Source organism: Mycobacterium sp. 1165178.9, from assembly GCF_001673555.1.
Lineage (GTDB): Bacteria > Actinomycetota > Actinomycetes > Mycobacteriales > Mycobacteriaceae > Mycobacterium.
Window position 1 is genome coordinate 1 of record NZ_LZMB01000160.1, and the last position, 18,715, is coordinate 18,715.

The 18,715-nt window shown below is 68.4% G+C and carries 17 protein-coding genes; 11 read left to right on the forward strand and 6 right to left on the reverse strand.

All coding sequences use genetic code 11. From position 1 onward, the window contains the following. The 8 genes from A5652_RS07700 to A5652_RS07735 form a co-directional block, all read left to right on the forward strand. On the forward strand, positions 1–583 hold a 583-nt coding region (locus tag A5652_RS07700; protein ID WP_082983814.1), incomplete at its 5' end, for a 5-(carboxyamino)imidazole ribonucleotide synthase. Next, positions 576–1,091, forward strand: a complete 516-nt coding sequence (gene purE / locus A5652_RS07705) for a 5-(carboxyamino)imidazole ribonucleotide mutase (protein WP_067348695.1) — start codon at positions 576–578, stop codon at positions 1,089–1,091. The genes A5652_RS07700 and purE, both read left to right, overlap by 8 nt. 73 nt (positions 1,092–1,164) lie before the next feature. Next, complete coding sequence (locus tag A5652_RS07710; protein WP_067348699.1) at positions 1,165–2,334, forward strand: acyl-CoA dehydrogenase; 1,170 nt, start codon at positions 1,165–1,167, stop codon at positions 2,332–2,334. A gap of 198 nt (positions 2,335–2,532) precedes the next feature. After that, entirely contained in the window at positions 2,533–3,723 is a 1,191-nt protein-coding gene (locus A5652_RS07715; RefSeq protein ID WP_067348702.1) for a PP2C family protein-serine/threonine phosphatase, read from the forward strand. After that, entirely contained in the window at positions 3,720–5,321 is a 1,602-nt protein-coding gene (locus A5652_RS07720) for a CHASE3 domain-containing protein (RefSeq protein ID WP_067348705.1), read from the forward strand. Before A5652_RS07715 ends, A5652_RS07720 begins: the two co-directional genes overlap by 4 nt. Beyond that, a complete protein-coding gene (locus A5652_RS07725; RefSeq protein ID WP_067348709.1) occupies positions 5,318–5,767 on the forward strand; it encodes a response regulator in 450 nt (149 codons plus the stop codon). The genes A5652_RS07720 and A5652_RS07725 overlap by 4 nt, the downstream gene beginning before the upstream one ends. A 288-nt stretch (positions 5,768–6,055) precedes the next feature. Further along, on the forward strand, positions 6,056–7,153 hold the full coding sequence (gene pstS, locus A5652_RS07730; protein WP_067348712.1) for a phosphate ABC transporter substrate-binding protein PstS: 1,098 nt from the start codon (positions 6,056–6,058) through the stop codon (positions 7,151–7,153). A gap of 21 nt (positions 7,154–7,174) precedes the next feature. Beyond that, complete coding sequence (locus tag A5652_RS07735) at positions 7,175–9,163, forward strand: serine/threonine-protein kinase PknD (RefSeq protein WP_067348716.1); 1,989 nt, start codon at positions 7,175–7,177, stop codon at positions 9,161–9,163. 3 nt (positions 9,164–9,166) lie between these two features. Here the strand turns inward: A5652_RS07735 and A5652_RS07740 are convergent, their stop codons facing one another. The 6 genes from A5652_RS07740 to A5652_RS07765 all read right to left on the reverse strand — a co-directional run bounded on the left by A5652_RS07740 (position 9,167) and on the right by A5652_RS07765 (position 16,246). Further along, entirely contained in the window at positions 9,167–10,360 is a 1,194-nt protein-coding gene (locus A5652_RS07740; protein ID WP_067348721.1) for a CaiB/BaiF CoA-transferase family protein, read from the reverse strand. Between the two features lie 15 nt (positions 10,361–10,375). Beyond that, entirely contained in the window at positions 10,376–11,299 is a 924-nt protein-coding gene (locus A5652_RS07745) for a class I SAM-dependent methyltransferase (protein ID WP_067348724.1), read from the reverse strand. Positions 11,300–11,459: 160 nt separating this feature from the next. Continuing rightward, positions 11,460–13,643, reverse strand: coding sequence for a manganese-exporting P-type ATPase CtpC (ctpC, locus tag A5652_RS07750; protein ID WP_067348727.1), 2,184 nt, complete (start codon positions 13,641–13,643; stop codon positions 11,460–11,462). A 9-nt stretch (positions 13,644–13,652) separates the two neighbouring features. Further along, on the reverse strand, positions 13,653–13,934 hold the full coding sequence (locus A5652_RS07755; RefSeq protein WP_067348731.1) for a DUF1490 family protein: 282 nt from the start codon (positions 13,932–13,934) through the stop codon (positions 13,653–13,655). Between the two features lie 104 nt (positions 13,935–14,038). Further along, entirely contained in the window at positions 14,039–14,767 is a 729-nt protein-coding gene (locus tag A5652_RS07760) for a TIGR03089 family protein (protein WP_197513823.1), read from the reverse strand. A 6-nt stretch (positions 14,768–14,773) separates the two neighbouring features. Continuing rightward, positions 14,774–16,246, reverse strand: a complete 1,473-nt coding sequence (locus A5652_RS07765) for an LCP family protein (protein WP_067348734.1) — start codon at positions 16,244–16,246, stop codon at positions 14,774–14,776. Positions 16,247–16,344: 98 nt separating this feature from the next. Here A5652_RS07765 and rfbD point away from each other — a divergent pair, with 98 nt between their 5' ends. From rfbD to A5652_RS07780, 3 genes are all read left to right on the forward strand, one after another. After that, entirely contained in the window at positions 16,345–17,259 is a 915-nt protein-coding gene (rfbD, locus tag A5652_RS07770; RefSeq protein ID WP_067348738.1) for a dTDP-4-dehydrorhamnose reductase, read from the forward strand. Next, on the forward strand, positions 17,252–18,142 hold the full coding sequence (locus tag A5652_RS07775) for a glycosyltransferase family 2 protein (RefSeq protein WP_067348743.1): 891 nt from the start codon (positions 17,252–17,254) through the stop codon (positions 18,140–18,142). The genes rfbD and A5652_RS07775 overlap by 8 nt, the downstream gene beginning before the upstream one ends. 1 nt (position 18,143) lies before the next feature. After that, positions 18,144–18,715 (forward strand): nucleotidyltransferase family protein (locus A5652_RS07780; protein WP_156745210.1); only part of this gene is annotated, 572 nt, incomplete at its 3' end.

Genomic DNA, 18,715 nt, shown 5'->3' on the forward strand with positions numbered 1-18,715 from the left:
GGTCGTCGAGACGGTGCAGCGAGACGGAATCTGCGTGCAGGTGATCGCACCCGCGCCGGAACTGCCCGGCGAGCGGGCCGCGTCCGCACAACAGCTGGCGTTGCGGCTGGCGGCCGAGCTCGGCGTGGTCGGGGTGCTCGCCGTCGAGCTCTTCGAGACGGTCGACGGCGAACTGCTGGTCAACGAGCTGGCGATGCGGCCGCACAACTCCGGGCACTGGACCATGGACGGCTCGCGCACCAGCCAGTTCGAGCAGCACCTGCGCGCGGTGCTGGACTACCCGCTCGGCGATACCGACGCCATCGCGCCGGTGACCGTGATGGCCAACGTGCTGGGCGCGCCCGAGCCCCCGGAGATGAGCGTCGACGAGCGGCTGCATCACCTGTTCGCGCGGATGCCCGACGCGTGCGTCCACCTCTACGGCAAACAAGAACGGCCCGGCCGCAAGGTCGGACACATCAACTTCGTCGGCTCCGGGCCGGCGGACCAGGAAAGCGTGGGGAAGCTGCGGGAACGCGCCGACCTGGCGGCACACTGGTTGTCACACGGGCAGTGGACGGACGGATGGGATCCACATGACTAGAGCGCCTCGCGTCGGGGTGATCATGGGCAGCGACAGCGACTGGTCGGTGATGGCCGACGCCGCGGCGGCGCTGGCCGAGTTCGACGTGCCGGCCGAGGTCCGGGTGGTCTCCGCGCACCGCACCCCGCAGGTGATGTTCGAGTACGCGCGTGATGCGGCCGGGCGCGGCATCGAGGTGATCATCGCGGGGGCCGGGGGAGCCGCGCACCTGCCCGGGATGGTCGCGTCCGCGACGCCGCTGCCGGTCATCGGCGTGCCGGTGCCGCTTTCGCGCCTCGACGGCCTGGACTCGTTGCTGTCGATCGTGCAGATGCCCGCCGGGGTGCCGGTGGCCACGGTCTCCATCGGGGGCGCCCGCAACGCGGGCCTGCTCGCCGTGCGCATCCTCGGGTCGTCGGACCCTGACCTGCGCGCGCGGATCGTCGACTTCCAGGAGCAGCTGGCGCACAGCGTGCGGGCCAAGGATGAGGCGCTGCAGCAGCGTCAGGGTAGGGTTACTGGCCAGTAGCTCGGCGACGGAGTGGGCCGGGCAGCGGCCCGCCAGAAGCCGGGCAAATTTGGCAGAGTACAAGGAGGCCAACATGGCTCAGTGGGCCGGAGACCCCACCTTTGATTTGTTCCAATTGCCCGAGGAACACATTGAATTGCGGGCAGCGATTCGGGCGTTGGCGGAGAAGGAGATCGCGCCGCACGCCGCCGATGTGGACGAGAATTCGCGCTTCCCGCAAGAGGCCCTGGACGCGCTCAACGCGTCGGGCTTCAACGCGGTCCACATTCCCGAGGAATACGGCGGTCAGGGCGCGGACTCGGTCGCCGCATGCATCGTGATCGAAGAGGTGGCGCGCGTCGACGGATCCGCCTCGCTGATTCCCGCCGTCAACAAGCTGGGCACCATGGGCCTGATCCTGCAGGGCTCAGAGGAGCTGAAAAAACAGGTGCTGCCATCCCTGGCCAAAGACGGGGCGATGGCCTCCTACGCTTTGAGCGAGCGCGAAGCCGGCAGCGACGCGGCGTCGATGCGGACCAAGGCCAGGGCCGACGGGGATGACTGGATTCTGAACGGCACCAAGTGCTGGATCACCAACGGCGGCAAGTCCACCTGGTACACCGTGATGGCGGTGACCGATCCGGACAAGGGCGCCAACGGCATCTCGGCGTTCATGGTGCACAAAGACGACGAGGGCTTTTCCTTCGGCCCGAAGGAAAAAAAGATGGGCATCAAAGGCTCGCCGACCACCGAGTTGTATTTCGAGAACTGCCGCATCCCCGGCGACCGGATCATCGGCGAACCCGGCACCGGGTTCAAAACCGCACTGCAGACCCTCGACCACACCCGTCCCACTGTGGGCGCGCAGGCGGTGGGCCTCGCGCAGGGTGCCGTGGACGCCGCCGTCGCCTATACCAAGGATCGCAAGCAGTTCGGCAGGTCGATCTCGGACTTTCAGGGTGTGCAGTTCGAGCTCGCCGACATGGCTATGAAGGTCGAGGCGGCCCGGCTGATGGTCTACACCGCCGCGGCCCGCGCCGAACGCGGCGAGCCCAACCTCGGTTTCATCTCCGCGGCCGCGAAGTGCTTCGCCTCCGACACCGCCATGGACGTGACGGAGGCGGCCGTGCAATTGTTCGGCGGCGCCGGCTACACCACCGACTTCCCGGTCGAGCGAATGATGCGTGACGCCAAGATCACTCAGATCTACGAGGGCACAAATCAGATTCAGCGCGTGGTGATGTCGCGAGCGTTGCTGCGCTGACGGTTTTGCGGCGATGCCGTTGCGAAGAGTCGGGCCACACCGCTTAGGATCTGCACTCGGTGCGTGAAGTCCACACCGACGATCGGTAAACAGTCACCGACGTACGTCCGACCACTGGAGCAGAGGGCTCATCGCGGCAAAGGGGTCTGAAGTGCAGAACGTGCCTTCTGATGCCCGTCCACAGGTGGCCGGGATTTGATGCCCGTGCGCGCTCCTGTGACCCCGACGGCGAGTTGGCAGTCACTGTCGTTGCTGTTGGTCGAGGACGACCGTGCCGATGCGGTGCTGGTGGAAGACCTGATCACCGACGCGGTCACCGACATCCGGGTGGTATGGGCCAAGTCGATGGCGCACGCCGAGCGCGAGCTGGAATCCGCCCGGCCCGACTGCGTGCTGCTGGATCTGCATCTGCCGGACGCCAGCGGGATCGACGCGCTCAACCGCATCGCGGACCTCGACGCCACCGTGCCGATCGTGGTGCTGACCGGACTGAACGACGAGTACTTCGGGGCTTCGGCGGTGGCCGCCGGCGCCCAGGACTACTTGGTCAAGGGCCGCGTCGAGCCGGAGATGTTGCGCCGAGCGCTGCTGTACGCCATCGAGCGCAAGCGCGCCGAGCTCATCGCCGCCGACCTGCACGCGACGCAGTTGCGCGCCCGAGAGAACGCGCTGCTGGAACGTGGCCTGCTGCCATCGCCGCTGTTGCTGGACAACCCGGGCGTCGACATCGTCGCCCGGTACCGGCCGAGCCGCGAAGACGCATTGCTGTGCGGAGACTTCTACGACGTCGTCCAGACGGCCGACCGAACCGTGCACGTGCTGATCGGCGACGTCGCCGGGCACGGTCCGCACGAGGCCGCCCTGGGCGCGGCACTACGGATCGCGTTTCGTGCGCTCACCTTCGCCGGTGTGCACGGCGTCGAACGGATGCGCCAGCTCGAGCGGGTCTTGTATTCGGAGCGCACCGACACCGGAATCTTCGCGACGGTGCTCAGCCTCGAGATCTCGCCCGACAGCCCGCGGGTCAGCGTCATCCGTGCCGGCCATCCCGGGATGCTGGTTCAGGCCGGGGGAACCGTCCAGTGGCACGAGCCGGCGGGCGGCCCGGCACTGGGCCTGCACGCCGGCGACTGGCCGTCCGAAGAGCTGGACCTGCCCGCCGGGCACGCCCTGCTCTTGCTGACCGACGGGCTCTTCGAGGGATATTCGGGGGAGGGCACGCAACGTCTCGGCGAGGACGGCCTGCTTGACCTGGCCCGCGCGCATGCGAATCAGCCCGGTCCCGCGTTCGTCGACGCACTGATCAACGGTGCCCAGGCGCTCGCCCAGCCACGCGGCGGTCTGACCGATGACATCGCCGTCCTGCGCATCGAAAGGACCGCCACGTGATGGCGTCGCGCCCACTGCGGATCACGGAGCTCACGGTGCGGGGATGGCTCGCGTTGGTGCTGTGGGTCATGGGCGTGATAGTGCTCGTCGGGGCGTCGGTCGGCGCCGTGTTGCTGCATCGGGCCGACGAGGTGTCGCGCGAGTTGGCCGAGAACATTCAGCCTGCGCGCGTCGCCGCGGCGCGTTTGCAGTCGGCGTTGCGTGACCAGGAGACGGGCATGCGCGGCTACATGATCGCCGCCGACCGGCAGTTCCTCGCGCCGTATTACGACGGACAGCGCGCCGAACAGGATGCGGCTAACGAGATTCGGCGTCTTGTGGGCGGACGTGCGGAGTCGATGGCCGATCTCGACGCCGTGGAAGCCGCCGCCGCCGACTGGCGAACAAACTATGCCGAGCCGCTGATCGCCAACGTGGCTCCCAAGACGCCGACCTACGTCAGCCCCCGGACCGCCGATATGGGCAAGATCAAGTTCGATCGCCTGCGTGAGCTTTTCGAAACGCAGAACACGCACCTGACGCTGGCCAGGACGGCTGCCATCGACGAGCTGAACGAGATCAACCGCTGGCGCGACTGGGTGCTGGGTACCACGGTGCTGATCGTGATCGGGGCGGCCCTGCTGTTGGGGCTGCTCAGTCGCGCTGCGATCACCCGGCCGATCGCGGCGCTGGCCGCGGCCTGCCGGCGGATAACCGAGGGCAATTTCGAGGAGACGATCACGCCTCCGCGGCGTCCCAAGGACATTCGGAAGATGGCGATCGACGTGGAGGACATGCGCAAGCGCATCGTCTCCGAACTCGCGGTGTCGCATGATGCCCAGGCGCAGCTGGACGAACAAGCCGCCGAATTACGGCGATCCAACACCGAACTCGAGCAGTTCGCCTACGTCGCCTCCCACGACCTGCAGGAGCCGCTGCGCAAGGTGGCGTCCTTCTGCCAGCTGCTGGAAAAGCGCTACGGCGACAAGCTCGACGAGCGCGGGGTCGAATACATCGGTTTCGCGGTCGACGGCGCCAAGCGCATGCAGGCGCTGATCAACGACCTGCTCACCTTCTCCCGGGTCGGCCGGCTGGGCACCACCGAAACCGAGGTGCAGCTCGACGCTACGCTCGATGCCGGCCTCGCCAATCTGGCCGTCGCGATCGAGGAAACGGATGCACAAATCGTGCGCCCGGCCCAGCCGCTGCCGCGGATCGTCGGGGATCCCATGCTGCTGACGATGCTGTGGCAGAACTTGATCGGCAACGCAATCAAGTTCCGGCACAAGGACCGTCGGCCCCGCGTCGTCATCGAATGCGCGCCCGGGACCGGCGTCCATGACCGAGAATGGCTGCTGAGCGTGGCGGACAACGGCATCGGCATCCCGGAGGAATTCTCCGACAAGGTCTTCGTCATCTTCCAGCGGCTGCACGGCCGGGATGTCTACGCCGGCACCGGAGTAGGTCTGGCACTGGTGAAGAAGATCATCGAGCACCACGGCGGCACCGTGCGGATCGACACGTCCTACACCGAGGGGACCCGATTCGAATTCACTTTGCCCATGCCCGAACCCGTCGACGAAGCAGACTCGGTTGCTTTGGAAGGAGCGCATCAATGACCACGCCGGATGGCAGAGCTATCGACATCCTGCTCGTCGAGGACGACCCGGGCGACGAGCTCATCACCCGGGAAGCGTTCGAGCACAACAAGCTCAAGAACCGGCTGCACGTCGCGCACGACGGGGAGGAAGGCCTCAATTACCTCTACCGCCGCGGTGAGTTCGCCGACGCGCCGCGGCCCGACCTCATCCTGCTCGACCTGAATCTGCCCAAATACGACGGCCGCCAGCTACTGGAGAAGATCAAGTCCGACCCCGACCTGTCGCGAATCCCGGTCGTGGTGCTCACCACCTCCTCGGCGGAGGAGGACATCCTCAAAAGCTACAAGCTGCACGCCAATGCCTACGTCACCAAACCGGTTGACCTGGACCAATTCATGAAGGCCGTCCGGCAGATCGACGAGTTCTTCGTTCAGGTTGTGCGGCTGCCGGGCAACGGGGCCTAGCCGCGCGACTTGCGTCTCGATAGCCGGGTGAACAGCAACCCGAGCAGGATCAGCAGCAGGAACACGGTCTGCTAGACGGCAGTAGCACGCCGGCGAGTGTTGTCGACTCATTACCCATCGCCAACCGATGCTACGTGCAGGTGCTCGGCGAACAGCTACCGCACAGTTACCTCTTATTTAATGTCAAGGGTTTGTATATTCACGATTGGTTAACTTTTTGTTGTCCCCGCAATAGCAGCCGGCGGCGTCCACCTGCGGATTCGCCGCCGCGACGTCCAGAGGAGTCGCGTGAGGTTCGCACGATATGTCGCGGCGCTGGGCCTGGTGGCCGTCATCGCCCTGGCGCTGACGGCGTGCGGCGGCAACTCGAACTCGTCCGGCGCCAAGTCGGCGGTGGACTGCGGCGGCAAGAAGGTGCTGAAAGACAGCGGCTCGACCGCGCAGCAGAACGCGATCGAGCAGTTCGTCTACGCCTACGTCCGGGCATGCCCGGGTTACACGCTGGATTACAACGCCAACGGATCCGGCGCCGGCCTGACCCAGTTCCTCAACAATCAAACCGACCTCGCCGGTTCCGACATTCCCCTGGACCCCTCCACCGGTCAGTACGATCGGGCGGCGCAGCGTTGCGGCTCGCCGGCCTGGGATCTGCCCACCGTGTTCGGGCCGATCGCGGTCACCTACCACCTCACCGGGCTGAACGGGTTGAAACTGGACGGGCCCACCGTCGCGAAGATCTTCAACGGCACCATCACCAAGTGGGACGACCCGGCGCTGAAGGCCATCAACCCGGGCCTCAACCTGCCGTCGACATCCATCGCGGTCATCTTCCGCAGTGACAAATCCGGTACCACGGCGAACTTTCAGAAATATCTGGACGGCGCGTCCAGCGGGGCGTGGGGCAAAGGCACCAACGAGACGTTCAACGGCGGCGTCGGACAGGGCGCCAGCGGGAACAATGGCACGTCCGCTCTGCTGCAGAACACCGAGGGGTCGATCACCTACAACGAGTGGTCCTTCGCGGTGGGCAAGCAGCTGACCATGGCGTCGATCATCACGCCCGCGGGGCCGGACGCGGTGCCGATCACCAAGGACTCCGTCGAGAAGACGATCGGCGGCGCGACCTTCAGCGGGCAGGGCAACGACCTGGTGCTGGACACCTCGTCGTTCTACAGGCCGACGCAGTCCGGTGCGTACCCGATCGTGCTCGCGACTTATGAAATCGTCTGCTCGAAGTATCCGGACGCGGCCACGGGCGCGGCGGTCAAGGCTTTCATGCAGGCGGCGATCGGTCCGGGCCAGGACGGTTTGGACCAGTACGGTTCCATCCCGCTGCCCAGCTCGTTCACGGCGAAGCTGTCGAGCGCGGTCAATGCGATTTCCTGACGAAGCGAAGGAGGCTCGAGGGTGAGCGATAGCGCGCCGGCCTCGCGGGTCGGGTCCTGGTTCGGCCCCTACCGGCTGGTGCGACTGCTGCGCCAGGGCGGCATGGGTGAGGTGTACGAGGCCGAGGACACCCGCAAGGGCCGCATGGTGGCCCTGAAACTGATCTCGCAGCAGTTCTCCGGCAACCCGGAGTTTCGCGCGCGCCTGCAGCGCGAGGCCGACATCGCCGGTCGGCTGACCGAACCGCATGTGGTGCCGATCCACGACTACGGAGAGTTCGACGGGCGCTTTTACGTGGACATGCGCCTCGTCGACGGCGTCAACCTGGCCACGCTGTTGCTTCGGGACGGGCCGTTGACCCCGCCGCGGGCGATCGCCATCATCAGCCAGGTCGCCGCCGCGTTGGACGCGGCGCACGCGGCCGGGGTCACGCACCGCGACGTCACACCGGGGAACATTTTGGTCACCCCCAGTGACTTCGCCTACCTGGCGGATTTCGGCATCGCGCGGGCCGCGACCGATCCGGGGCTGACCCAGGTCGGGACCGCTATCGGAACCTATTACTACATGGCGCCGGAACGATTCACCGACGACGAGGTCACCCACAGCGCCGACATTTATTCGCTCGCATGTGTTTTGAGTGAGTGCCTGACCGGATCACCGCCATATCGGGCGGATACCGTCGAACGGCTGGTGGCCGCGCACCTGACGAAGAATGCCCCGCCGCCCAGCCAATTGCGTCCGGGCGCGATCCCGCCCGCCCTGGATCGCGTGATCGCCAAGGGCATGGCCAAACGTCCCGAGGAGCGCTACCGCACCGCGGGTGAATTCGCCGCCGCCGCCCATGACGCGCTGACCGGATCCCAGCAGCTGCAGGCCAGCACGATTCTGCGTGACGGCGAAGGCGCGGCCCTGGGTGCGGGCGCGAACGCTGCGCTCTTGGCGCGGGAGCCGGGTCCGTTCGCCTCGGCACCGAGCGCCGACACCGTGGCGGGTCCGTGGCCCGCCGGGGGCAGCGGACCCAACAGGAGCGTCCGGTCCGGCCCCGGGCCCTCGCTGATCCGTGCCGCCCCAACGACTTCCGCTCGCGCTTACCGACCCGTCCCGGACTTCAGGCATCCCGCGAGCGACAACAAACGCAAACAGTGGATCATCGTCGGGGCCATCGCTCTCGTCGCGCTGGTCGCGTTCGTCGTGGCGGTCGTCGGCTACCTGACCACCGGATCGTCGGGTCCGTCGAAGCAGGCAAGCGGTCAAAGCGTGTTGCCGTTCAACGGCATTGACTTTCGTTTGTCTCCCGGCGGGGTGACGCTGGACAGCGCCGGCAACGTCTACGTCACCAGCGAGGGCATGTACGGCCGGGTGGTGAAGCTGACGACCGGTTCGGACGCCACGACGGTGCTGCCGTTCAACGGGCTCTACCAGCCGCAGGGCTTGGCCGTGGACGGCGCGGGCACCGTGTACGTCGCCGATTTCAACAACCGGGTGATCAGCATGGCCGCGCGCTCCAACAGTCAGAAGGAATTGCCGTTCAGCGGCCTGAACTACCCGGAGGGCGTCGCGGTCGACAGCCAGGGCGCCGTGTATGTCGCCGACCGCGGCAACAGCAGGGTGGTGAAACTGGCGGCGGGGTCCAATACCCAGACCGTGCTGCCGTTCAACGGGCTCAACAACCCGGACGGGGTGGCCGTCGATCCGGTGGGCAACGTCTACGTCGCAGACACCGACAACAACAGGGTTGTGAAACTCGATGCGGCGTCGAATACCCAGTCGGAGTTGCCATTTCATGACCTGTCCGTGCCGTGGGGCATCGCCGTGGACAACAGCGGCACCGTCTACGTCACCGAGCACGACAAGAGCGACGTGGTGAAATACGCCCCGGGCGCGACCACCGGGACCGTCATGCCGTTCAACGGGCTCAACACGCCCTTGGCGGTTACGGTCGACAAGGACCAGAACGTCTACGTCGCCGACCGCGGCAACAACCGGGTGGTCAAGCTGACGCCGTGAGGCCTAGGGCGCGGGCTGCGTTGCGCCCAGGTACTCCTCGGTGTGCTGGCCCAGCGTGGGCGGGGGTTGCGCGGCCGCGGCGTCGAAGCTGGAATAGCGTGCCGGGGTGCGTATTACCGTGACCTCATCCGCGCCCTCGCCGACCGGCAGGGCGAGCTCGTTCTCGGCGAACAGCGCGGTGCCGACCACCTGCTTCCAGGTGTAGGCGTGGCAGGCCATCAGGCCACCCTCCTGCAGCAGCCGGACCCATTCGTCCGCGGTCTTGGCGGCCAGGGCCTTCTCGAGTTCCTCGGTCAGTTCGGGATAGTTGAGCGCCCGCGCTCGCTGGTCGACGAATCGCTCGTCGTCGCGCATGTCGGGCCGGCCGATGATCTCGCACAGCTTGTCCCAGTGCTTGGGCACGTACGCGCTGATCACCAGGTAGCCGTCGGCGGCCTTGAAGGCGTCGGAAGGTTGGGTGGCGAACCCAACACCTTTGCGTCGCTTGGCCTTTGGTGCGGCGTCCGGCTTGGGAGCGTCACTCGGTTTGTTCAGGTGGATGGTCAGCTGACTGGCCTGCAGGCTGACCGCAACGTCATACATGGCGACCCGCACGACGTCGGCGACCCCGTGGCGCTCACGGTTGAGCAGCGCGGCCAGCACCGCCTGGGCCAGCACGTGACCGCTGGCCGCATCGACGAGCTGGAACGGGATGATCTGGGGTTTGCCGGTGGGAGTGGGCATTCCGGTGGTCATGCCCGACTCGGCGGCGACCATCAGGTCGACCCCCGGGCGGCTGCCCTCCGGGCCGTTGCCGCCGTACGCGGAAAGGCGCGCGTAGATGAGTTTGGGATTACGCGATTGCAGCTCGTCGGGACCCAGACCCATGCGTTCCATTACCCCGGGCCGAAACCCCTCCAGCACAACGTCGGCCGTGTCGACCAGCGCAAGGATCTGCTGCTTGGCCTCGTCGCTGCGCAGGTCGGCCATCACCGACTTCTTGCCCCGGTTGTGGGGGAGGAACAGGGTGGCCAGCGGCGGGCGGCCGGGCAGGACCGCGGTGATGTGTCGGGCCGCCTCGCCGATGGGCGCCTCGATCTTGATGACTTCGGCACCCAGATCGGCCAGCACCTGTCCGGCCATCGGCCCGGCGATGTTCTGGGTGAAGTCGAGCACCCGGAATCCGTCAAGTGGCCTCGCGGGCTTACTGTTTGGCATCGCGTTTGCCTTCCTTTAACCTGCCCTGTGCAACACCGCGGTGCAGTAGTAGTTTTGCGCGAACGGCGCGTCCGGGTCGGTCGACTGCAGCGGCAGGCCGTTGTTGGCCAGCATCTGGTTGAGCGGGGTGCGGACCGGCTGCCAGCCCCGCTGTTGCAGGTAGGTGGCTACGTCGTTGCGCTCGCCGGGGAAACCCAGCTCCCCCAGGGCGATGTCGAGACCGTTGCGCCGCCACTTCTCGCTCGCGGCGTTGAGCGCGTCCCCACTGATCCCCGTGTTCGCGAACACCTCGACCACCAACTGGCTGCCGTCGGCGGACAAGGCGGTGATGTTGTCCAGCAACCGATCCTGAGCCTCGGGCGGCAGGAAGCCGATCAGCCCCTCGGCGGCCCAGGCGGCGGGGCGCCCGGTGTCGAAGCCGGCTTGGCGCAGCGCCGACGGCCAGTCGTGGCGCAGGTCGATCGGAACGTTGCGCACCTCGGCGGTGGGCTCGGCGTCGAGCGCGGCGATGGTGGCGGCCTTGAACTCCAGGACCTGCGGCTGGTCGATCTCGAACACCGTGGTGCCGGGCGCCCACGGCAGGCGGTAGGCGCGCGCGTCCAGGCCGGAGGCCAGGATGACCACCTGGTCGATGGCTGGGTCTTTTTGGGCGCCCGCCTCGGCGAAGAACGCGTCGATGTACCGGGTGCGGGCGGCCAGCATGTCGGTCATGCGTTGCATGCCCCACGCGGCGTCCGGCTCATCGACATCGGCGGAGGAGAGGTCGCCGGCGGCCCACCGGGTCATGAAGTCGACACCGACGGCGCGCACCAGCGGCTCGGCGAACCGATCGTCGATCAGCCCGTCCAGGGTGGCCCGGGCCCGCCCGGCGGCCACCATCGTGGCGGTCGCTCCCACGCTGGTCGCCAGGTCCCAGGTGTCGTCGTCGCTGCGCGCCATCGAGGAAATCCCTTCCGATCTACTGGTTAGCCACAATAACTACCAGCGCGGGCGGCCCGGCCGCGAGGTGGCTGGTCTCGTCGGCGAGTTTTCCGCTACGCCCGTTGTCGGGGCTGGACCCACAGCCGTCACGGCAATCTCGGTGACGGGGTGGGATTCTTCAGGCCAGCCGGTAGCGGATCAGCCGAGAACTATTGGCCACCACGGCAACCGACGAGGCGTTGTGCAGGATCGCGGCCAGCACCGGGGACAGCGCCCCGCCCGCGCCGATGATCAGGCCGGCGGCGTTTACGGCGATGGACATGCCGTAGTTCTCCCGGATCACGTCGACGGCGCGAGCGCCCAGGTCGCCCACGTCGAGCAGGCGATGCAGGTCGTCGTTGGCCAGCGCCACGTCGGCGGTCTCGACGGCGACGTCGGTTCCGGCCAGCCCCATCGCGATCCCGATGTCGGCGGCGGCCAGCGCGGGGGCGTCGTTGATGCCGTCGCCGACCATCCCGACGGTGTGGCCCTCGTCCTGCAGGTCGCGCACCGCCGCGAGCTTGTCCTCCGGCATCACCTCGGCGCGCCACTCATCGATACCGAGCTCGCCCGCCACCACCTCGGCGATGTCCGGATGATCGCCGGTGAGCATCACGATCCGGCGAATACCGTTGGCGCGCAACCTTTCCAGGACGGTACGGGCCTCGGGGCGCACCTCGTCGCGCAGGCTGATCAGCCCCACCAGCTTGCCGTCGACGGCGAGCAGCAGCGGGGTCTCGGCCTGGCGGCGCAGCCGTTCCACCCACTCCGACGCCTTCTTGGACACCCGCACCTTTTCGGCGCGCAGCAGCCCGGGACTGCCCAGCAGCAGGGTCCGCCCGTCGGCCCAGGTCCGCATTCCCAGGCCCACCAGGACCTCGCACTCCTCGTGCGGGGGGATGGTGATGTGGCGTTCCTCGGTGGACCGGATCACCGCCTCGGCCAGCGGATGCCGGGAGTGGATCTCCGAGCTGGCCGCATACGCCAGCACCTGCTCCGGCTGCCAATCCTTATGCAGCGCAATGATATTGGTGACGACGGGGCGGCCGACGGTCAGCGTGCCGGTCTTGTCGAACACGATCGCGTCCACCCGGCCCGCCTGCTCGAGGTGCGAGCCGCCCTTGATCAGGATGCCGCGGCGGGCACCGTTGCCGATCGCCGCGCTGATCGCGGTGGGGGTGGCCAGGCCCACGGCGCACGGGCAGGCGATGAGCAGCATGGTCATCGCCCGGCGGACGTCACCCGTGACCGCCAGCGTGATGGCCGAGACGATGAACGAGGTGGGAACGAAACGGCGCGAGAAGTTTTCGCCGACGGTCTGGATCGGCGCCCGGTCGTGCTGGGCCTCCTCGACCCGGGCGATGATGCGGCCGATGGTGGTTTGGTTGCCCACGGCGCGGGCGCGCACCACCAGGCGTCCGCGCACCACCACCGAACCGGCGTGCACGTGCGCGCCGACCACCACGCTGACCGGCAGGTTCTCCCCGGTGATCGCGGACTGGTTGACGATCGCCTCGCCGTCGACCACCTCGCCGTCGACCGGGATGGCGACATGGTCGTGGACCACCACCTCGTCGCCGATCTGCACGGTGTCGATCGGCACCTGAACCTCGTTGCCGTCGTCGAGCCGGATCCAGGCCGTGTCCTGGCTGCCGCGCAGCAGTTCGGAGATGGCGCGGCGGGTGCGGCGCAACGTCAGATCCTGAAGGTACTCACCGATATTGAGCAACCACAGCACGGTGAGCGCGACGACGTTCTCGCGCAGCACCAGGCTTGCCACGGTCGCCGCCGAGACCAGCGCGTCGGTGCCGGCCTTGCCGGAGCGCAACGAGCGCACCGCGCCGCGCAGGAAGGGATACCCGGTGAAGACGGTGACGCCGGTGGCGAACAGCCGGCCGCTGGGTCCCAGCAGCGGCGGCCGCGCGAAGACGTAGCGGCGCACCCCGAGCAGGGCCAGCGCGGCGCCGCCGATGACCATGCGCAGCACGTCGGCGTTGCGGATCTCCGACGAATGCGGCGCGCGGACCGGGATCAGTTCGGCGGCGACGTGCAGCGCCTCCCCGATGGCGGCCAGGACCGCGGAGCGGTCGCAGCGCCGGGGCGAGTACCAGACGACGACCGATCCGGTGCGCGGGTAGGCGTGCACCACGCGCACGCCCTCACAACTGGCGACGGCCTCTTCGACCGCCACGGCGCGCCGGGAGTTGGCGCGCACCCACTCGACGGCGACCCGCATGCGCCCGGCGGCATCCGAAATGACCTGCAGGGCAGGGTCTTCAGTTCGCGCCTCGTCTGCGATGTCGGGGACTAGGGCGAGGTCCATAGCGCCCGATCAGTGCTCGTGGTCGTGGGTGTCGGCGATCGAGGGCGTGGGCGCCTCTTCGCCAACGCGCTCGCGGGCCTCGGCCATGACGTCGGCTAGCTTGAGGCGCGCCGACTCGGCGGCTTCCTCGGCCTTGCGGGTGCCACGCAGTCCGAGCTCGGCCCCCCTGACCGCGGTTTCGTGCAGCGGCGCCTTGGCCACGGCTTTGCGTACCACCTCGTAGGCCGTCACGCCGACCAACCCGGTGACCACCGTGCCTGCCGCCTTTGCCAGGAGCCCGTACACCGCCATTGCCGCAACCTTTCCCGTCGTCTGAAGCGTTCAGCCCGCGCTTGCACGACGTTAACATCGAAATATAGCGATATCAATATGTATCGTGGGATGCCCGGAGGGCTTTACAGCACCCTGGTGACTTTCTCGGTCTGGATTCGGCGCTGTTGGCCGGCCGGGTCGGCGTTGGCCACCTGCACCAGCGACGCGCCGACGGCCATGATCGCCAGCAGGCCGTCCACCAGTTCGGCGGGCCCGGACCATGACGCGCCGGACAGCACCCGATCGCTCGACGTCAAACCCCGTGTCGCGGCGGAGCTTTGACAATCGGCCAGCACCTGCTCGACCGTTCGTCCGCCCAGCGCCGGCCCCGGGCGCGGTTCGGGCACGATCTGATCGCCGTGCACGCGCACCGCGGTGGCGTAGTCGGTCACGCCGATCGGCAGCTGGGGCGCCGGGCGGCCGAACGGATCCAGCGACAGCACCGCCACCTCACCGCCGGCGACCGCCTCGTCGGCCTCGTCGAGGCGCTCGGCCGTGCACAGCGCCAAGTCCGGAGCCGGGTCGGCCGGGCCGGTCAGCACCGCCTCGGCACCGATCCACCAGATTCCGAACAGCACCGCCGCCGTCTGCCAGTGCGCGGGCAACAGGATCGCCACCCGGCTGGACCGCCCGGCACCCAGCTCGTCGCGCAACAGGTTGCCCGTCTTGGCGGACCAGTTGGCCAGCGTGACACCGGACAGTTCAATGCGCTCGCCGGTGGCGTCGTCGTAGTAGGTGATGCGCGGGCCGACCGGATCGGCCCGCAGCATCGGATCGAGGATGGCCGCGCTGAGCGTGATCAGTTGATGCACCGGTCGCTAGTTTATGCACTCCGGCTTGTCGGAGCCGGCGGTCAGGATCGGGGACGGCGCGGGCACCCGGGGGTCGGTCGCCACCGCACCGGCGGTGGACACCTTGGCGGGCATGACCGTCTCGCTGCCGGACAGGCCCGAGCCCGGACCGCTGTAGTCGTTGGCCAGCACCACCCGGACCGCGCCCGGCGCCAGCGAGGCGTCGGCGATCACCGGCAACCCGCCCAATTCCTTGGAGACCTCCCTGGCCCCCAGGTCGTCGCTCTTGGCGGCGCGCACCTGGCTGGCCTGCACGTGCCCCCCATCGTTGTTGCCCACCGTGCCGGCGGCAAATCCCTTGGCGCTCAACACGTCTGACACGGCCGCGGCCAGCCCGTTGATGTCGGTGTCGTTGACGACGCTCGCGGTGGTCTTCGCGGGCGTGTACGCGATCTCCTCGGTCTTGCCCTGCTCCTGATCGTGCAGCAGGCCGCCCACCCAGTCGGCCACCTGATGCGGGTCCAGCCGCACCACGCTCTGCATGCCGTCGTCGCTCCAGCCGGCGCCGTCGAGCACCGGAATGGTGGCGAAGGCGACGTTGCCGCCGGCCAGCTTCTGCATCTGCTGCACGAAATCCATCACGTCCCAACCGGCCGAGATCACCACCGAGCGCTGGACGGCGGCCTCCAGCCGCTTGACCGTGGTGGGGCTGGACAGTGTCTGGCCGGAGATGACCCGGTGGGCCAGCGAGGCCATCACCACCTGCTGGCGCACCACCCGGTCCAGGTCGCCGCGCGGCAGCTCGTGGCGCTGACGCACGAAGCTGAGCGCCTCGGGACCGTTGAGTTTTTGCGGGCCGGCCGGGAAGTCGGCACCCGAAAGTGGTTCGAACACCGGCTCCTTGAGGCACACGTCGACGCCGCCGAGGGCGTCGGTGATCAGCGAAAAGCCGAGCAGGCCGATCTCGGCGTAGTGGTCGACGGTGACGCCGGTGAGGTCGGCGACGGTCTTGATCAGCGCCTCGCGACCGGCCTCGGTGCCCTGCGCGGCGGCCTCGGTGGCCGACGCGCCGGCCTTGACCAGGGCGGTGCGCTTGGCCTCCCGGGTCTGGCCGTAGACGCCGTTGATCTTGGTCTTGCCCAACCCCGGGGCGGCGACGTAGGAGTCGCGCGGGATCGAGATCGCGGTGGCCGACTTTCCGTTGTTGGGGATGCGGATCAGGATGATCGTGTCGGTGTTGGTGGCTTCCTCGTCGCCGGCCTTCAGCGTGTCCAGTTCCTCCTGTGACAACGGGTTACCGTGGGCGTCGGTGCGGCTGTCCATGCCGACCAGCAGGATGTCGATAGCGCCGTCGTCGCCGCCCTTGCCCAGCGAGGGCGCGGACATGTGGAAGATGCCGTCTTCGAAGGACCGGACGTTGCTCCACGCGATCCCGGTGCCGACGACGACCGCGAGCGTCAGCGCAGTGGCAATCACACGAACCACACGTTGCACAGGCATCCCACTACATTACTTGCGACACAGGGGCTTCACTGGTAGCCGGCGCCCGCGCGCCCCGGGCTTGGTTCCGGCCTTTCGGCCCATGCCAGACTCGAAGCATGTCAGGCAGGATCGTGATCGCCGGTGCCGGTGGGCAGCTGGGCGGCTATCTGACCTCGCTGACCGCGAGCCAGGGCCGTGACGCGCTGGCGCTGACGTCATCGCAGTGGGACATCACCGATCCCGCGGCGGCCGAGCGGATCGTGCGGCGCGGGGACGTGGTGATCAACTGCGCGGCCTACACCGACGTCGACGGCGCGGAAACCGACGAGGCGGGAGCGTTCGCGGTCAACGAAGCCGGACCCGGGAACATCGCCCGCGCCTGCGCGCGGGCCGGCGCGCAACTGGTCCACGTCTCCACCGACTACGTGTTCAACGGGGACTTCGGCGGCGCGCCGCCGCGGCCGTACGAACCCAGCGATCAGACCGCGCCGCAAAGTGTGTACGCGCGCAGCAAGGTCGCGGGGGAGCGGGCCGTGCTCGCGGCGCTGCCCGAGCCCTCGCAAGGCATAGTCGTCCGCACCGCCTGGGTCTACACCGGCGGGACGGGCAAGGATTTCGTCGCCGTGATGCGCCGGCTGGCCGCGGGCGACGGTCCGGTGGACGTGGTCGGAGACCAGACCGGCTCCCCGACCTACGTCGGCGACCTGGCCGCCGCCCTGCTGCAGATAGTCGACGACCGCACGCCCGGTCCGATCCTGCACGCGGCCAATGAGGGCGCCTGCTCGCGGTTCGATCAGGCGCGCGCCGTCTTCGAGGAATGCGGTGCCGACCCGGAGCGGGTGCGGCCCGTCACCACCGATCGCTTTCCCCGACCCGCACCCCGGCCGGTCTACTCCGCGCTGTCGAGCGGCCAGTCCGTCGCGGCGGGGATGCGGCCCCTGCGGCCGTGGCGCCCTGCGCTTGCGGCGGCGCTGGCCGCCGCCGATAGCAGTATCGCGGCCGATCGACCGTTACCCTCTACGCGTGACTGACGTCCTGCCGGTCGTGACCGTGACCTACTCACCGGGTCCGCACCTGGAGCGATTCCTGGCCTCCCTGTCGCTGGCCACGGAGCGAGAGGTGTGCGTGCTGCTGGCCGACAACGGCTCCACCGATGGCACCCCGGAGGCGGCCGTCGACCGTTATCCCAACGTGCGGCTGTTCCGCACCGGAGCCAACCTCGGCTACGGGACCGCGGTGAATCGCGCCGTCGCGCAACTGGACCCCGACGACGACTGGGTGATCGTCGCCAACCCGGACGTGCAGTGGGGCCCGGGCAGCATCGACGAACTGCTGGACGCCGCGTCGCGCTGGCCGCAGGCCGGCGCGCTGGGCCCGCTGGTCCGCGATCCGGACGGTTCGGTCTACCCGTCGGCGCGGCACCTGCCCAGCCTGATCCGCGGCGGCATGCACGCGGTGGTAGGGCCAATGTGGAAGAGCAACCCGTGGTCGGCGGCGTACCGCCAGGAGCGGCTGGAGCCCAGCGAGCGGCCGGTGGGCTGGTTGTCGGGGTCGTGCCTGCTGGTGCGGCGTTCGGCGTTCGGCCAGATCGGTGGGTTCGACGAGCGCTACTTCATGTATATGGAAGACGTCGACCTTGGCGACCGTCTGGGCAAGGCCGGTTGGCTGTCCGTCTACGTGCCGTCGGCGGAGGTGCTGCATCACAAGGGCCACTCCACCGGCTCGGACCCGGCCAGCCATCTGGCCGCGCACCACAAGAGCACGTACTTGTTTCTGGCCGACCGGCATTCGGGCTGGTTGCGCGCTCCGCTGCGCTGGACGCTGCGCGCCTCGCTGATGGTGCGTTCACGCCTGATGGTGCGCAGCGCGCTGCGCGCGGCCGGGCGCCGGAAACTCCTAGAAGGGCGGCACTGAGGTGGGAACTCCAGAAGTCGACGGGGTGATCCTGGTCGGCGGCAAGGGCACCCGATTGCGGCCCCTGACGCTGTCGGCGCCCAAGCCGATGCTGCCCACCGCGGGGTTGCCGTTCCTCACGCATCTGCTCTCGCGGGTCGCCGCGGCCGGCATCGACCACGTCATCCTGAGCACCTCCTATCAGGCCGCGGTGTTCGAGGCCGAGTTCGGTGATGGCTCCAAGCTGGGTTTGCAGATCGAGTACGTCACCGAGGAGCGGCCCCTGGGCACCGGCGGCGGCATCGCCAACGTCGCCGGCCATCTGCGGCACGACACCGCGATGGTGTTCAACGGCGACGTGCTTTCCGGCGCCGACCTGGGCCAGATGCTCGACTTCCACTCGGCTCAGGAAGCCGACGTCACGCTGCACCTGGTCCGGGTGGGCGACCCGCGGGCGTTCGGCTGCGTGACCACCGAGGAGGGCCGCGTCACCGCCTTCCTGGAGAAGACCCAGGACCCGCCGACCGACCAGATCAACGCCGGGTGCTACGTCTTCTCGCGCGCGATGATCGACCGGATTCCGCGCGGCCGCTA

Coding starts and splice junctions, on each gene's coding strand:
- purE (WP_067348695.1), top strand. CDS start 576: ATGACTAGAGCGCCTCGCGTCGGGGTGATCATGGGCAGCGACAGCGAC.
- A5652_RS07710 (WP_067348699.1), top strand. CDS start 1,165: ATGGCTCAGTGGGCCGGAGACCCCACCTTTGATTTGTTCCAATTGCCC.
- A5652_RS07715 (WP_067348702.1), top strand. CDS start 2,533: ATGCCCGTGCGCGCTCCTGTGACCCCGACGGCGAGTTGGCAGTCACTG.
- A5652_RS07725 (WP_067348709.1), top strand. CDS start 5,318: ATGACCACGCCGGATGGCAGAGCTATCGACATCCTGCTCGTCGAGGAC.
- A5652_RS07740 (WP_067348721.1), bottom strand. CDS start 10,360: ATGCCAAACAGTAAGCCCGCGAGGCCACTTGACGGATTCCGGGTGCTC.
- A5652_RS07745 (WP_067348724.1), bottom strand. CDS start 11,299: ATGGCGCGCAGCGACGACGACACCTGGGACCTGGCGACCAGCGTGGGA.
- ctpC (WP_067348727.1), bottom strand. CDS start 13,643: ATGGACCTCGCCCTAGTCCCCGACATCGCAGACGAGGCGCGAACTGAA.
- A5652_RS07755 (WP_067348731.1), bottom strand. CDS start 13,934: ATGGCGGTGTACGGGCTCCTGGCAAAGGCGGCAGGCACGGTGGTCACC.
- A5652_RS07765 (WP_067348734.1), bottom strand. CDS start 16,246: ATGCCTGTGCAACGTGTGGTTCGTGTGATTGCCACTGCGCTGACGCTC.
- rfbD (WP_067348738.1), top strand. CDS start 16,345: ATGTCAGGCAGGATCGTGATCGCCGGTGCCGGTGGGCAGCTGGGCGGC.